Origin of the sequence: Streptococcus ferus DSM 20646 (assembly GCF_000372425.1) — a bacterium.
Taxonomy (GTDB): Bacteria; Bacillota; Bacilli; order Lactobacillales; family Streptococcaceae; genus Streptococcus; species Streptococcus ferus.
In genome coordinates, this window is the sequence record NZ_AQVD01000001.1 from 307,897 (window position 1) to 320,742 (window position 12,846).

The window sequence follows — 12,846 nt, forward strand, 5'->3', positions numbered from 1 at the left end:
AGGGAGAAAGTAATGACGATTAAGCAAACAGCAGGGAGAGATCGTTTAGGTGATTTTGCACCTGATTTTGCCCACTATAATGATGACATTCTTTTTGGTGAAAATTGGAACAACCAGGATATTGATTTGAAGACGCGGTCTCTGATTACAGTCGTGGCCTTGATGGCTTCAGGCGTTACAGATTCCTCATTAGCCTTCCATTTACAGAATGCTAAAGCCAATGGGGTGACGAAAGAAGAGATAGCAGCCACTATCACCCATACCGCTTTTTATGCAGGTTGGCCAAAAGGCTGGGCTGTTTTCAACCTAGCCAAAGATATTTGGACAGATTAAGGCAAGAAATAGTAAGGGTTATTTCAGATAAAATGGTTGCCTTTAGTCGCTGCTGCATTTTTGTGAAATAGAAGTGAAAGACCAGCCATATGGCTGGTCTTTTTAGTCCTTATATGACGTTTTGTTAAAAATACGATAAGAAGATAACGTTTTTTTCTGTCGGATTAATTTTAAATAACGTTGTAAAACAAACGAAATCTCTAGGAAAGACTTATGTTATAGTAGGATTATCACAAAGAAAGGAGATTTGTGTAAGAAATGAAGAAGGAATTTATGAGGAAAAATTCTTCGAAAATTATTTTAGCAAGTCTAGTTGTTTTAGGTTCTCTGGCTGTTCAAACCAGTCCAGTCCACGCTTGGGGTGATTCATCTGATTCAGGCGGCTGGGGCGGTTCATCTGATTCAGGCGGCTGGGGTGGTTCATCTGATTCAGGCGGCTGGGGCGGTTCATCCGATTCAGGTGGCTGGGGCGGTTCATCCGATTCAGGCGGCTGGAGCAGTTCATCTGATTCAGGCGGCTGGAGCAGTTCATCTGATTCGAGTGGCTGGAGCAGTTCATCTGATTCGAGTGGCTGGAGCAGTTCATCTGATTCGAGTGGCTGGGGAGATTCAGGTGGTTGGACAGATGCTTCGTCTTCGGATAGTTGGAGTAGCATTTCGGAAACAGCTAGCGGGACTAGTAGTGGCAACAACCTTAACACTTCAGTTGATACTAGTGGATGGTTCAGCATCGCCAATAGTCCGGCTGACAGTAGTTCTGTTGATACTCCTGATGCCAGTGATTACGTCGCTTCTTCAAATACATCGGACACTACTCCAAGTGCTTCAGATTATGTCTCTGCAACACCGCAGGCCAGCGATTATGTAGCTTCAACTGACACAGCTAGCCCGACACCGGCTCCAAGTGCCTCAGATTATGTCTCTACTGCTCCTCAAGCTAGCGATTATGTTGCCGTCACACCAAAGGTTGATGACTATGTTGCTGAACCACCTAAGGCTGAGGATTATGTTGCCGTCATGCCACAAGCTGACGATTATGTATCTATTTCAAAAGGTGCAGAGAGTAGCGTGACAGATGGTTTGACAGAAGCTCAGATAAAGGATGTTGAAGCACTATCTGAGGCGATTGCGCCAAACCTCGCCAGTATAACAGATCCTGACAGCCTAAAGACAGCTGATATGTATGCAGCGAATAAAGATAAGACAAAGGAAAAGGATGAGAGCTGGCCTATAGACGATACCGCTTACGAAAATTTTAGAAGTACAATGAATAATCTTTTGGACAAAGGGATTAGCATAATGAAAGAAGAAAGAGAAGCGATTGAGAAAACAAAGCCAGAGAGTCTTGAGGAAGCTAAAAATCTTGCAGATCTTGACAGAAGAGCGAGTAGAGTAACAGAATTGACAGCTTCGAAAGTTGCTTTAGGACTTGGAATATCAGGATTTGAAGCGACAAAAGATATTATCAATAATAAAGAAATAACTGGTCCTATTGTTACCGAGGTTAACGATGCTGCTGTTAAATATAATAATACAATAGCAACAATGTATGGTGCAAGATCGTATTCAGTCAGTGATGTAATAAAATCTAGAGATGCTATCAGGTCAGATACTGTTAAAGTTGAGACTGCTGATGCTTATCAAGCAGCCAAGGCTGGTGATCATAATAAACTCGCTGATAAAATTGAGAAAATGATTAATGCAGGAAAAGCAGTTAAAGGAAGTGTTGATACGGTAAAAGGTGCTGCTGGGAAAGTAACTAAAGTTAATGACAAACTCAAGAATACCATCAAATCGGACAAGGATAAGAAAGATAGTTCAAAAGAAAAAGATGATGCAAAAACGAAGTCAAAGAACAATAAGTCTAAGTCTAAATCTAAGTCTAAGAGTAAGTCAAAAGCGAAAAGCACCTCTAATCGTAAAACGAAAAGCAATGCTAAATCTAAGAAATAGTACTGCTTAAGATCAAAGCTGACATGAGAGATTTCATGTCAGCTTTTTGGTTAGATGGTATAATGGTATGAGAAAACAAATGAGGAATCGGCTTGTCCGTTTTAAGAAAGTACTGATATGACGCATAAGACTATTGACCTTGAAAAGTATCGCCAGCTAGCCCTGCAGAAGCAGGCTGAACACCGTAAATTTCTGGCCAGCCTGAAGAAAAAAGCACCTAAGCATCTGGATAAGCTTGTCCAAAAAATCCATCAAGAGGTATTTGAAGAGATTGACTGTACAGAATGTGCCAACTGCTGTCAAAGGCTAGGGCCTCTTTTTACAGAGGCTGATATTAGCCGTATTGCAAAGCATTTTCGGATGAAGCTCTCAGTCTTTGAAGAGCTTTATTTGCGAGTTGATGAGGACAAGGATAAGGTGTTTCGGTCAATGCCCTGCCCCTTTTTAGGAGAGGACAACCTTTGTTCCATCTATGACGTTCGCCCAAAAGCCTGTCGGGAATTTCCTCATACAGATCGCAAGAAAATCTACCAGATCAATCACCTGACCTTAAAGAATACACCGACCTGCCCGGCAGCCTATCTTTTTGTGGAAAAATTAAAGAGAGAACTATCTCAGTCACTGTGATAATCCAAGCAGAAAGTATTGATATAGACAAAAACACTTCCTAGGGCGGTCAGTCTTAGGAAGTGTTTTGTGCTTATCTTGATTTTTGGATGACTGCTCGAACCACAGAATCCTCGGACATACTTTTCATAAAGCGGGCGACATTGGGGTATTGGTCATAAGGTTTGGGTGTTTTTAGAGACTATAAACTCATGACATAGGCATAAGCGTCTGCAATGGTTCGTTTCTCGTGGTAGACGTGATTGCTGTCACCGATAAGACGGTCTAAATGAGTCATGGCAATGTCAATCCGTCCATAAGCAGCCTCCATGACCGCCTTTAGCTCTTCTGATTTTTTAGAGATAGTGTAGCGGTGCGGTGAAAAAACAGGCCAGAAAGCTGGGTGAAAATCTCCGGTCAAAAAGTCCATTATTTCATCGAAACGTGCTTCCTCCAAGTCTCCTTGATTGTAGGAGGCATTGAGATTGGAGATCGTATCCTCATTGGTCCTCGTGCGAAGCTGATTTCAGTGAATCACCCCTTAAATCCCCAGGATCGCCATAAACTGGAACTCAAGTCTGTGATTATAGGAAGGAATGTCTGGATAGGTGCCGATGCAACTATTTTACCTGGCGTTACCGTCGGTGACAATGCTGTGGTAGCAGCAGGAGCTTTAGTCAGCAAAGATGTACCTGCCAATACTCTGGTAGCAGGTCTTCCAGCTAAGGTCATCAAGCAGATACCATAAATCAATCTGTAATGATTGAAGAGGAGCACTTGCCTTGTGATCTTCCAGCGTTTTGGAATTCGGTTTTTTGCAGAGACCATTTCTGTCAAAAATTGAAAAAGATAAAAATGCAAGTCTAAATGATTGACACTTTAAACCAGGAGGTCTATAATTACTACATAGTAATAAAATGAAGAATTGAGGATTGAATGATGTCAAACTTTACAGATTTACAAGAAAAACGCCGTAGTATTTATGCTTTAGGTAAAGACTTACCGGTGTCAAATGAAGAGGTGGTTGCACTTGTTGAAAAAGCGATGAAAGAATCACCATCAGCTTTTAATTCACAGTCTAGCCGAGCTATCGTCCTTTTCGGAGCAGAATCAGAAGCGTTCTGGAATGAGATTGCTTACAGCGAATTGGAGAAAGTCACGCCAGCGGAAGCTTTTGAAGCGACTAAGGGCCGTCTGGCAGGCTTTGCCGCAGGTGCTGGTACCATTCTTTTCTTTGAAGATCAAGCAGTAGTTGAAGGGTTGCAAGAAAACTTCCCGCTCTATGCAGACAACTTCCTAATCTGGTCTGAACAAGCTCATGGCATTAACCTCTATGCGGTATGGTTGGCCTTTGCTGAAAGCAATATCGGTATGAATGTTCAGCACTATAACCCGCTTGTAGATGCCAAAGTAGCTGAAAAATATGGTGTCCCTGCAAACTGGAAACTCCGTGCTCAAGCACCATTCGGCAGCATTGCTGCATCAGCCGCTGAAAAAGACTACATGGCAGACAGTGACCGTGTCAAAGTCTTTGGCAACTAAGATATCCCCTCAAACTCCCTATTTCTCAGGGAGTTTTTTGTGTTAATAAGGTGAACAGATTTTGCTAAATCTATTATAGGTCTATCGAGTACCCATTCTTCTGGTAGTCGGTCTGGTACTTGGTTTGACCTATCTCTTTAGCTTTTTGGCCAGCTTTGTTTGGCAGCCGAAGACAGATATTAGTGAATAAAAAAAGAAAATGATTTCCGAAAGGAAGTCATTTTTCATTCTTCTTTTAAGATTTCAGAGCTGGAGGTTCGTTCAAACTCGATAAATCTGGAGGCATTTTTGCGGAGGCTTAGGTTTGCATCGTAGTTCTTGGCAAAGACGCCAGCATAGAGGCACTCCAGCAGGAAGGTGATGGAGGTGTCGGTTGAGAAGGTACCAATCTTGGAATAGAGTTTTTCGCGGGTCGCTAACCGTAAGACATGAGTGGCCAGAGGTGTAGAACTATTGTCTCCAATGCTGGTCAAGAGGATGCTGGGAACGCCTTGTCGTTTCAAGAGTCTCATGATTCTGAGGAGTTGAAGGGTCTCTCCAGAATAGGAAATAATAATGGCGCAGCTTTTTTTCTTGGCCAAATAGGCATTGAACATGACCTCGCCTTGGAGTTGATGAATCCGCACATCCTTTTGAATCCGGGACATTTGCAGGGCAAATTCTTGGGCATTGAGGAGATTGTTGCTGGCGGCGAAGATATGGATGGTTTCGGACTGAACAAGCAGGTTGACAGCAACCTCCAAGGCTTCCCCTTTATTGAGGGAAAGGGTGTCATCAATGGCTTCTTTTTTCAGGGAAGATAGGTTGGCGGCGATGGTAGCCATATCATCTTCTGCTTGAAAGGGAAGATTGGCATCGATACCGGTCTTTTGGGAATCCAGGTAGGTCAATTCGTCTAAGAAAGCCTCCTTGAAATCCACCCAGCCTTGAAAATCCAGCTTTTTGGCAAAACGAACCAGGGCTGACTTGGAGGCGTAAGCGGCCTCCGCAATCTCAGCTGTGGATTTCCTTCGGATGGCGTATTTTTCTTTCAAGATGTAATCAGCAATGACCCTCTCATTGGGCGAGAAGGGGTATAGCTCCATTTTTTCAATTAAAAACATGGCAATCCTTTCTGAAACGGTGTTTTAATATTTCATCCGATTGGGCTTGAAATTGTAAAATGCCAGACCAATTTAGCAAAATCTCTTTAATGTCATTATAGCAAATGCTAGAATAGAATCAATCAGGAGAAGATGATTGTCAAATCTAAAAATAGAAAGGGGCACAATGACTCAATTGAGAGGAATCTTAGCCTATGCCTTTGCTGGGCTCATGGTGGGGCTTTTGTGGCCCCTTGTGGCAGCACCCTTCGGATCTTTTGCAGGCCTGGTGGCTGGTCTCTTCATCATTGCACCAGTCTGGTACCTATGCCATTATCGGGGATGGATTCCACAGAGTAAAGATCAGGTAGCCATTGATATGGGGGCCGCAATCGGGATGAGCGTCTTGGTCAGAGGCTTTCTGGAACATGGTTTGTCCCAGACCTTGATGGCCCTGCCAACCTTTCTCTGTCTTGCATTTGGTGCAAGCCTTGCGGGCTGGCTCTATGCTACAATAGAGAGAGGAGGGAGAAAATGACCCTTTCTCAAGGTTTCACCACCATTCTAGGCGGCTTTCTTCTCCCCTTTGCCATCCTTGTCCTTTGGGGCAGACTGGTGGAAAGTCTAGGCCCTCTTGGTGGTTGGCTGGCAGCTGCTATCATCATTGGCCCCATTTGGTATTTCAATCATGGCCTGCTGGAGCCCCTAGTTGTCCAACAGGGCCCTGTTTTCATCGATATGGGATTTGCTACCGCCATCGGAGTCTTTGTCTATGGATTGACCAGAGGCATTGATTTTCCATCCCATCGCCGCAACTTGCTGGCTGCCCTTCTTGGAGGAAGTCTGGCCGGCCTGATTCTTTCATTCTTGTAAAAAAATAAAAACATAAAGGAGAAAGCATATGTCATTTCCAAAGAACTTTTTGTGGGGTGGTGCCCTGGCAGCCCACCAATTTGAGGGTGGGGTCCTAGAAACTTCTAAGGGCTTGTCCGTAGCTGATGTGATGACAGCTGGCGCACACGGTGTTCCTCGGGTCATCACAGATGGAGTGGTCGAAGGAAATTATTACCCCAACCATGTAGGGATTGATTTTTACCATCGCTACAAGGAAGACATTGCCATGTTCGCAGACCTGGGCTTCAAGTGTTTCCGGACCTCCATCGCCTGGTCACGGATTTTTCCAAAGGGCGACGAAGCAGAACCAAATGAAGAAGGCCTGCAATTTTACGATGATGTCTTTGATGAGCTCCTCAAATACGGTATCGAACCCGTCATCACCCTGTCCCACTTTGAAATGCCTTTTGAATTGGCCAAGAAAAATGGCGGCTTTATGGGTCGGGACACCGTGGATGCCTTTGTCAAGTTTGCGGAAGTTGTCTTTAAACGCTACAAGGACAAGGTCAAGTACTGGATGACCTTCAATGAAATCAACAACCAGATGAACTACCACAATGACATCTTTGGCTGGACCAACTCTGGTACCCATTTTGGCGACTATGACAATCCTGAAGAAGCCATGTATATCTGCGGACATCATACCTTGGTGGCTTCAGCTCTGGCGGTCAAAATCGGCAAGGAAATCAATCCAGACTTCCTGATTGGAAACATGATTGCCATGGTGCCCATCTATCCTTACTCTTGCCGTCCAGAAGATGTTCTTTTGGCCAATCAAGCCATGCACGATCGCTGGTTCTTCTGTGATGTGCAAGTGAGAGGGCACTATCCAGCCTACGCCCTCAAGATGTTTGAGCGCAAAGGCTTTAAGATTCCAATTACGGAGGAAGACAAGGCCATCTTAGCGGAGGGAACAGTGGACTACATCGGCTTCTCTTATTACATGTCCAATGTGGTAGATTCCCAAGCCTTCCGCGATGTGTCTGAAGTCATCGAAGCTTCCAGCCCTTATTCTGTAAAAAATCCTTATATCAAGGAATCGGACTGGGGATGGGCCATCGACCCTGTTGGTCTTCGCTATGCCCTCAATGCCTTCTACGAACGCTATGAAAAACCACTCTTTATCGTAGAAAATGGTTTCGGGGCTATTGATGTCAAGGAAGAAGATGGCTCTGTCCATGACCCTTACCGCATTGACTACCTGCGTAGCCATATCCAAGAAATGGAAAAAGCCATCAATGAAGACGGCGTTGAGCTGATGGGCTACACGCCTTGGGGCTGTATTGACTGTGTCTCCTTTACCACAGGAGAAATGAAGAAACGCTATGGCTTCATCTATGTGGACCGCAACAATGATGGCTCCGGTACCTTGGAACGGTCCAAGAAAGATTCTTACGACTGGTACAAGCAAGTAACAGCCTCAAATGGCGAAATTCTATAATGAATCAAAGGCACAAGAAAGTCTGACAGTTCCGCTGTTGGCTTTCTTTGCCATTGAAAGAAGAGGAGGGAATACCATGCTGACCATCGGATACATTGGAAATGGGAAGAGTACCAATCGCTACCACCTGCCCTTTGCACAAAAGGTTAAGGATATTCGAATCAAAACTATCTATTCTCGTTCTGCCAGTCCTTGGCAACCCGTGGAGGGCATCCGCTATACCGACAGATTAGAAGAGCTCTTGACGGACCCAGATATTGACTTAGTTGTCCTGTCTGTTCCAGCCAAGGCCCATTATGAGTTGGCCAAGGAGTGTCTTGTAGCTGGTAAACATGTCCTAGTAGAGAAACCCTTTACGGAAACAGCTGAAGAGGCGCGTGAATTGTTTGCCTTGGCCAAGGAAAAGGGGCTCTTTATCCAGGCTTATCAAAATCGACGCTTTGATTCGGATTTCTTGACGGTGCAAAAAGTGATTGAGACGGGTCTTTTGGGAGAGCTCTTGGAAGTGGAGATGCACTATGATTATTTCAGGTCAGAAGTGCCAGAGAGGATGACAGAATTTTCTCTGGATACCAGCTATCTCTATGGTCACGCCTGCCATACGGTCGACCAGGTCCTCTCCTATTTCGGCAAACCAGACCGGATTCACTACGATGTCCGGCAGCTTTTGGGCCCAGATCGAATGAATGATTATTTTGATTTGGATTTCTATTACGGAATCACAAAAATTTCCATCAAGTCCAGCTATTTCCGCATTAAAGAACGACCAAGTTTTGTGGTTTATGGCAAGAAGGGCATGTTTGTCAAGGCCACCAAGGACCGGCAGGAAGAGGATTTGAAGAAATTCTACCTGCCCACCAATCCAGATTTTGGCCTGGATCTGCCAGAACACTACGGCGTCCTGACCTATATGGATGACAAGGGCATCTACCACGAAGAAAAAGTGGTGTCAGAAGTAGGGGATTATAGCCGGGTCTATCAAGCCCTTCACGACAGCATTGTCCACGGGGCTGACAAACTCATCAAGGATGAAGAAACCATCCTCCAAATGGAAATCCTGGAAGAAGGCATCCGCCAGATGAAGGAAAGATAAGTAACAAAGAGGCTCCTTTTCGGGAGCCTTTTTCGAATGAATAAGTAGGAGGTTTTACGGTTGAAATATATCAGGGATATTTTGTGTCTAAATTTAAGAGCAATACTGGTAGTCTATGATTGGACGACCTACTGTGCTGATAAGACGATTATTTTAGGACAGAGCAGCCCTGTCTTTAGGCTTATGCTACAATAGGGCTCATTCCTGTATGAAAGGCTTCTCTCTTGGGTTACAAATTTCTACTTTTCGAACTGAGAAGAAGGCAAGTGATGCAAATATACGAAAATCCCTTGAAATCGTTTGGTTTCAAGGGATTTTCTGTTGTAGTGACATTTTGAGTTGAACATTAGATTGCATCTCCTATAAAGGTAGATGCGAATATTGCACAGAACAAAGTAATCGTTTAGATTGTTGAAAATCGTTGAATAGTGGTAAACATTCGCATCAAATCTCGCGCATTCTGAGCCATTGTTCGAGTTCGTCTGCGGATTCGGTCATTCCTCTTTTGATCCACTCTTGGATCCAGCCATAGATGCCATAAAGGGAGAAGGCTTCTAGATAGGCGGCAAAGTGATCAGATGTTTCTGAAGGTATCAGGACTATTTTGAGTTGGGGAATCATCAATTGTAATAAATCTCTCTCAAATAGTAACGTGTAAAAATCCTCCTGCTCTTTGATATGTCCAAATAAACTGGCTAATTGCAGGTCGTTTCGACCGTTTTCCCTCAAATCGGTTTCGAAGGCTGCTTGATTTTCTTGGTTCCACTCGTGGAGGAGTTGATGAATGCGTTCTTCCAAAATGGCTTCCATAGTTGGATAATTGCGGTAGAATGATACCCGGCTAATTTGCGATTCTCTAGCGAGCTCACTGATTGTGATGTCTTGAAGCGACTTTTCTTTTAAGAGTTTTAAGAGCGCTTGAGTCAGAGACTTTTTGGCAAACGTTTGCTTTTCTTGGTTGTTCATGATGTTACAGTTCCCTTCTTTTTGTTTCATTTTTCATGATTGCACTAGTTATCGTTGCGATTATAACAAAGAAATGTTACACTTGTAAAGTCGAAAAGGAGAAAATCATGAAAAAATTTATTTATAACACACTTATTGCTTTAGGGATTTTTGTGACACTCTTGTCTCTATTCATTTTTCTTGGTGTTTTAGGCAACTATCAAAACATCATGACACAAATTGCTACTATATTATTTCCATTAGTAGCTGGCCCAGTGTTAATTGCAGTTGTGATTATATTTTTCCTGGCTATGCTTGCCCTTTGGAAAAATTACCGCCAAAAAAATAAACAGAACAAAGGCTTGGTTATTCTTGCTTTAATGAGTTCTTTTGCACTGCTTTTTGGAACAGTTGAATGGCAACAATCTAAAAAAATCGTTGAGGATAATGGAGGTGAACTGACCTTACTCGGTGAAACTAGCATACCCCTAACAGCAAAGCCTGATGGTTACAAAACTTATGCAAATAAAGAAAACAAAGATTTAACGGTATCCATTTATGAAAATGGGGAATCCTATGGTGATAATTCACAACCTATTTTAGTCTATATACATGGGGGCGGATGGGCTTCTGGGGATTCAGAGTCTCAGTCTGGTTTTTTAAGAGGGATGGCTAATCGTGGCTATGTGGTTTTCAGTATTAACTATCGACTCGCGACTGATGAGGATCCTACTTGGGAAAAAGCGACAGAAGATATTGCGGATGCGATGAATTGGATTAAGGCTAATGCTAGCAATTATGGTGGGGACAGCAGTCGCTTGATTCTTTCAGGTGAATCTGCTGGTGGACACTTAGCTCTTCTCTACACTGGATTAGTTACTAATGGTCAATTAAATGCACCCAAACCAAATGCGGTTGGGGTCATGTATCCTGCTATTGATTTGAAATGGACATCAAAAAATGGTCGTTATTTATCAACCGATCCAATTCCAAATATTGTCGAAAAATATATCGGTGGGGACCTCACAGAATATCAAGACAGACTTGCTACGGTTGAAACTCGCAACTATATTAGCAAGGAGCTTCCACCTATCTACATCATTCATGGGGAAAAAGATACTTTGGTCACTGTGACGGGTTCAGAAGATTATGTCGCAAAAGTAAAAGCAGCAGGTGGACAAGCAGAGCTTGTGAGTCTACCTTACTCAAACCACGGTGTTAATCTCCAAGCAAACGTTAGTCTTATCACTAACTTTGCAGAATCTATTGATGGATTATCGGTCAAAAAATAGGAATTCGTTTAGAAATAATACGACAAGTGCATTATGATGCCCACTAAGTATTTGAAGGAAAAAAATCATGTTCAAATTATTCAAAAAGAATACTCGAAAGAAAAAACGCAGCACTAAAGAAAAACTCATGATACTTTTGAGTCTGCTGACAATCGGTTTTGCTGTCGCTAGCCTAGCTGCTTTCCGTGGTATTATTTATTTATCGGATGCTACCTTTTGGATTGCTAAGCAACCTGCTATTTTCATTCTCACTGCCTTAGCTCTCATTGGCTTACACGCTTGGTTATTGGTCAAGAAAACAACTAAAAAAAGAATTGCTTTGGTTACCTTGTCTGTGCTCTCGCTACTTAGTCTTGTTATCAATACTATCATCTTCAAGCAAGAAATAGCGAGTTATGAACCCAAGATTGAAACAAGCTTTACAGGAACAGCAGCTAAAATGGACGGCAGTAGCTTCATGGCTGGTTCTGCCAAAGGAGACATCACCCCCTTGGATTACATGTTTCCTATGCCCCTTCTGTCGGTCTTGAAGTTTGACCGAGTGGTGGACCCTGTCTATGCCAGAGTACTAGCTATTTCAGATGGCAAGCAAGAAGCTCTCTACATCACGCTGGACATGACTTTTGTGCCAGAAGCCGATGAGACCCTGAAAACGCTCAGTGAGCACACGGGCATTCCTGTTGAGAATATTTTTATCAGTGCGACCCATACGCATGGGGCGACGCCAGTTTCCCTCATGGACTTCCATGGAACAGACGCAGCCAAAATCACTGAGTGGTACGGTCAAGTCAAGGAAACCTTGCTAAAAACCGTCGATGAAGCCCGCCAAAATATGGTGCCTGCTCGCTATGGTTATGGCACTGGCACCTCAAATGTCAATGTTAACCGTGATATGGACGGGGAAAAATCTGTCCTTGGCAGTAATTTTGACCGTTACAGTGATAAAACGGTCCGCGTGATGCGATTTGAAAGTTTGGACGGCGACAATATTGGTCTTGTTGTCAATTATGCTGTGCATTCTGTGGTTGCAAATGGGGCTCTGGTTGGTGGCCTTCGTACCCACTGGACTAGTGATTTAGCTGGTTATACCAGTCGTAAATTAGAAAATATGCTGGATAGCGGTGCTGTGCTTTATAGTGTCGGGGCTGCGGGTGACCAAAATCCTGGCCTCCGTGCCCAATACGGCGGTCCAACAGGCGGTAGCAACCCTGCCGTAAGTAATCTTGGTGCTGCCAGTTATAATGTCCTTGACTATCTTTCTGAAATCCATGCCCGCGATATTTTAGCTGCAAATGAAAATCTAGTGGCAGATAAAACAGATGGCACCATTTACAGTGCTGAAAAGGTTGTCCAAGCAGAAGCAGCAGAAGAAGGCGAAACGATTGATTACAGGCTCCGCATTTTCCAAATCGGCGATGTCATGTTCCAAGGTGTTGATGCCGAGATTGTCAGCTCAATCGGTCAAGCTGTGACTGCGACCTCGCCTGTCGAAAACACCATGTTAGTCATGATTACCAACGGTTATCAAGGCTACATCGCTGATGACTGGGGGTATGACCATAATGCCTTTGAAGCTGGTAACGCCAAGACCAAAAAAGGTGCGGGTCAAAAAGCGCTTGTTGAAGGTTTTACTGACCTCTTTGCAGAGATGGAAAAATAAGGAAA

Annotated in this window: 13 protein-coding genes and 1 pseudogene; 11 read left to right on the top strand and 3 right to left on the bottom strand. The window is 43.7% G+C overall.

Annotation, left to right across the window (positions count from 1 at the left end; genetic code table 11):
* Positions 1-12 precede the first annotated feature (12 nt).
* The 3 genes from A3GY_RS0101535 to A3GY_RS0101545 all read left to right on the top strand — a co-directional run bounded on the left by A3GY_RS0101535 (position 13) and on the right by A3GY_RS0101545 (position 2,913).
* Entirely contained in the window at positions 13-333 is a 321-nt protein-coding gene (locus A3GY_RS0101535; RefSeq protein WP_018029636.1) for a carboxymuconolactone decarboxylase family protein, read from the top strand.
* Between the two features lie 273 nt (positions 334-606).
* On the top strand, positions 607-2,286 hold the full coding sequence (locus tag A3GY_RS09870) for a hypothetical protein (RefSeq protein WP_145980031.1): 1,680 nt from the start codon (positions 607-609) through the stop codon (positions 2,284-2,286).
* Between the two features lie 117 nt (positions 2,287-2,403).
* Positions 2,404-2,913 (top strand): YkgJ family cysteine cluster protein, encoded by a 510-nt coding sequence (locus A3GY_RS0101545; RefSeq protein ID WP_018029638.1) that lies wholly within the window; start codon positions 2,404-2,406, stop codon positions 2,911-2,913.
* Positions 2,914-3,094: 181 nt separating this feature from the next.
* On the opposite strand, the gene A3GY_RS10430 is transcribed toward A3GY_RS0101545, so the two are convergent.
* On the bottom strand, positions 3,095-3,313 hold the full coding sequence (locus tag A3GY_RS10430; RefSeq protein WP_231871636.1) for a glutathione S-transferase family protein: 219 nt from the start codon (positions 3,311-3,313) through the stop codon (positions 3,095-3,097).
* A gap of 48 nt (positions 3,314-3,361) precedes the next feature.
* On the opposite strand from A3GY_RS10430, the pseudogene A3GY_RS10480 reads away from it, so the two are divergent.
* Positions 3,362-3,640 (top strand): annotated as a pseudogene (locus A3GY_RS10480) (DapH/DapD/GlmU-related protein); the annotation flags it as partial.
* A gap of 191 nt (positions 3,641-3,831) precedes the next feature.
* Positions 3,832-4,434: a nitroreductase family protein gene (locus A3GY_RS0101565; protein ID WP_026161869.1), complete on the top strand. Its 603-nt coding sequence runs from the start codon at positions 3,832-3,834 to the stop codon at positions 4,432-4,434.
* A gap of 224 nt (positions 4,435-4,658) precedes the next feature.
* Here the strand turns inward: A3GY_RS0101565 and A3GY_RS0101570 are convergent, their stop codons facing one another.
* Complete coding sequence (locus A3GY_RS0101570) at positions 4,659-5,537, bottom strand: MurR/RpiR family transcriptional regulator (protein ID WP_018029642.1); 879 nt, start codon at positions 5,535-5,537, stop codon at positions 4,659-4,661.
* 166 nt (positions 5,538-5,703) lie between these two features.
* Here A3GY_RS0101570 and A3GY_RS0101575 point away from each other — a divergent pair, with 166 nt between their 5' ends.
* The 4 genes from A3GY_RS0101575 (at position 5,704) to A3GY_RS0101590 (ending at position 8,944) form a co-directional block, all read left to right on the top strand.
* Complete coding sequence (locus A3GY_RS0101575) at positions 5,704-6,054, top strand: Lin0368 family putative glycerol transporter subunit (RefSeq protein ID WP_018029643.1); 351 nt, start codon at positions 5,704-5,706, stop codon at positions 6,052-6,054.
* Positions 6,051-6,389 carry a Lin0368 family putative glycerol transporter subunit gene (locus A3GY_RS0101580; protein WP_018029644.1) on the top strand — a complete coding sequence of 113 codons (339 nt, stop codon included), beginning with the start codon at positions 6,051-6,053 and terminating at the stop codon, positions 6,387-6,389. The genes A3GY_RS0101575 and A3GY_RS0101580 overlap by 4 nt, the downstream gene beginning before the upstream one ends.
* A gap of 28 nt (positions 6,390-6,417) precedes the next feature.
* Positions 6,418-7,851, top strand: coding sequence for a 6-phospho-beta-glucosidase (locus tag A3GY_RS0101585; RefSeq protein WP_018029645.1), 1,434 nt, complete (start codon positions 6,418-6,420; stop codon positions 7,849-7,851).
* A gap of 76 nt (positions 7,852-7,927) precedes the next feature.
* A complete protein-coding gene (locus tag A3GY_RS0101590; protein ID WP_026161870.1) occupies positions 7,928-8,944 on the top strand; it encodes a Gfo/Idh/MocA family oxidoreductase in 1,017 nt (338 codons plus the stop codon).
* Between the two features lie 444 nt (positions 8,945-9,388).
* Here A3GY_RS0101590 and A3GY_RS0101595 read toward each other — a convergent pair whose 3' ends face one another.
* On the bottom strand, positions 9,389-9,910 hold the full coding sequence (locus A3GY_RS0101595; protein WP_018029647.1) for a TetR/AcrR family transcriptional regulator: 522 nt from the start codon (positions 9,908-9,910) through the stop codon (positions 9,389-9,391).
* A gap of 107 nt (positions 9,911-10,017) precedes the next feature.
* Between A3GY_RS0101595 and A3GY_RS0101600 the strand changes: the two genes are divergently transcribed.
* Together A3GY_RS0101600 and A3GY_RS0101605 are read left to right on the top strand one after the other, a co-directional pair.
* On the top strand, positions 10,018-11,181 hold the full coding sequence (locus tag A3GY_RS0101600) for an alpha/beta hydrolase (protein ID WP_018029648.1): 1,164 nt from the start codon (positions 10,018-10,020) through the stop codon (positions 11,179-11,181).
* A 67-nt stretch (positions 11,182-11,248) separates the two neighbouring features.
* Positions 11,249-12,841 (top strand): neutral/alkaline non-lysosomal ceramidase N-terminal domain-containing protein, encoded by a 1,593-nt coding sequence (locus tag A3GY_RS0101605; RefSeq protein WP_018029649.1) that lies wholly within the window; start codon positions 11,249-11,251, stop codon positions 12,839-12,841.
* Positions 12,842-12,846: the final 5 nt, after the last annotated feature.

What these genes read in the sequence shown, in the direction of transcription:
- A3GY_RS0101570 (WP_018029642.1), bottom strand. Translation starts at nt 5,537, where the DNA reads ATGTTTTTAATTGAAAAAATGGAGCTATACCCCTTCTCGCCCAATGAG.
- A3GY_RS0101565 (WP_026161869.1), top strand. Translation starts at nt 3,832, where the DNA reads ATGTCAAACTTTACAGATTTACAAGAAAAACGCCGTAGTATTTATGCT.
- A3GY_RS0101590 (WP_026161870.1), top strand. Translation starts at nt 7,928, where the DNA reads ATGCTGACCATCGGATACATTGGAAATGGGAAGAGTACCAATCGCTAC.
- A3GY_RS0101575 (WP_018029643.1), top strand. Translation starts at nt 5,704, where the DNA reads ATGACTCAATTGAGAGGAATCTTAGCCTATGCCTTTGCTGGGCTCATG.
- A3GY_RS0101545 (WP_018029638.1), top strand. Translation starts at nt 2,404, where the DNA reads ATGACGCATAAGACTATTGACCTTGAAAAGTATCGCCAGCTAGCCCTG.
- A3GY_RS0101600 (WP_018029648.1), top strand. Translation starts at nt 10,018, where the DNA reads ATGAAAAAATTTATTTATAACACACTTATTGCTTTAGGGATTTTTGTG.
- A3GY_RS0101580 (WP_018029644.1), top strand. Translation starts at nt 6,051, where the DNA reads ATGACCCTTTCTCAAGGTTTCACCACCATTCTAGGCGGCTTTCTTCTC.
- A3GY_RS0101585 (WP_018029645.1), top strand. Translation starts at nt 6,418, where the DNA reads ATGTCATTTCCAAAGAACTTTTTGTGGGGTGGTGCCCTGGCAGCCCAC.
- A3GY_RS0101535 (WP_018029636.1), top strand. Translation starts at nt 13, where the DNA reads ATGACGATTAAGCAAACAGCAGGGAGAGATCGTTTAGGTGATTTTGCA.
- A3GY_RS0101605 (WP_018029649.1), top strand. Translation starts at nt 11,249, where the DNA reads ATGTTCAAATTATTCAAAAAGAATACTCGAAAGAAAAAACGCAGCACT.
- A3GY_RS0101595 (WP_018029647.1), bottom strand. Translation starts at nt 9,910, where the DNA reads ATGAACAACCAAGAAAAGCAAACGTTTGCCAAAAAGTCTCTGACTCAA.
- A3GY_RS09870 (WP_145980031.1), top strand. Translation starts at nt 607, where the DNA reads ATGAGGAAAAATTCTTCGAAAATTATTTTAGCAAGTCTAGTTGTTTTA.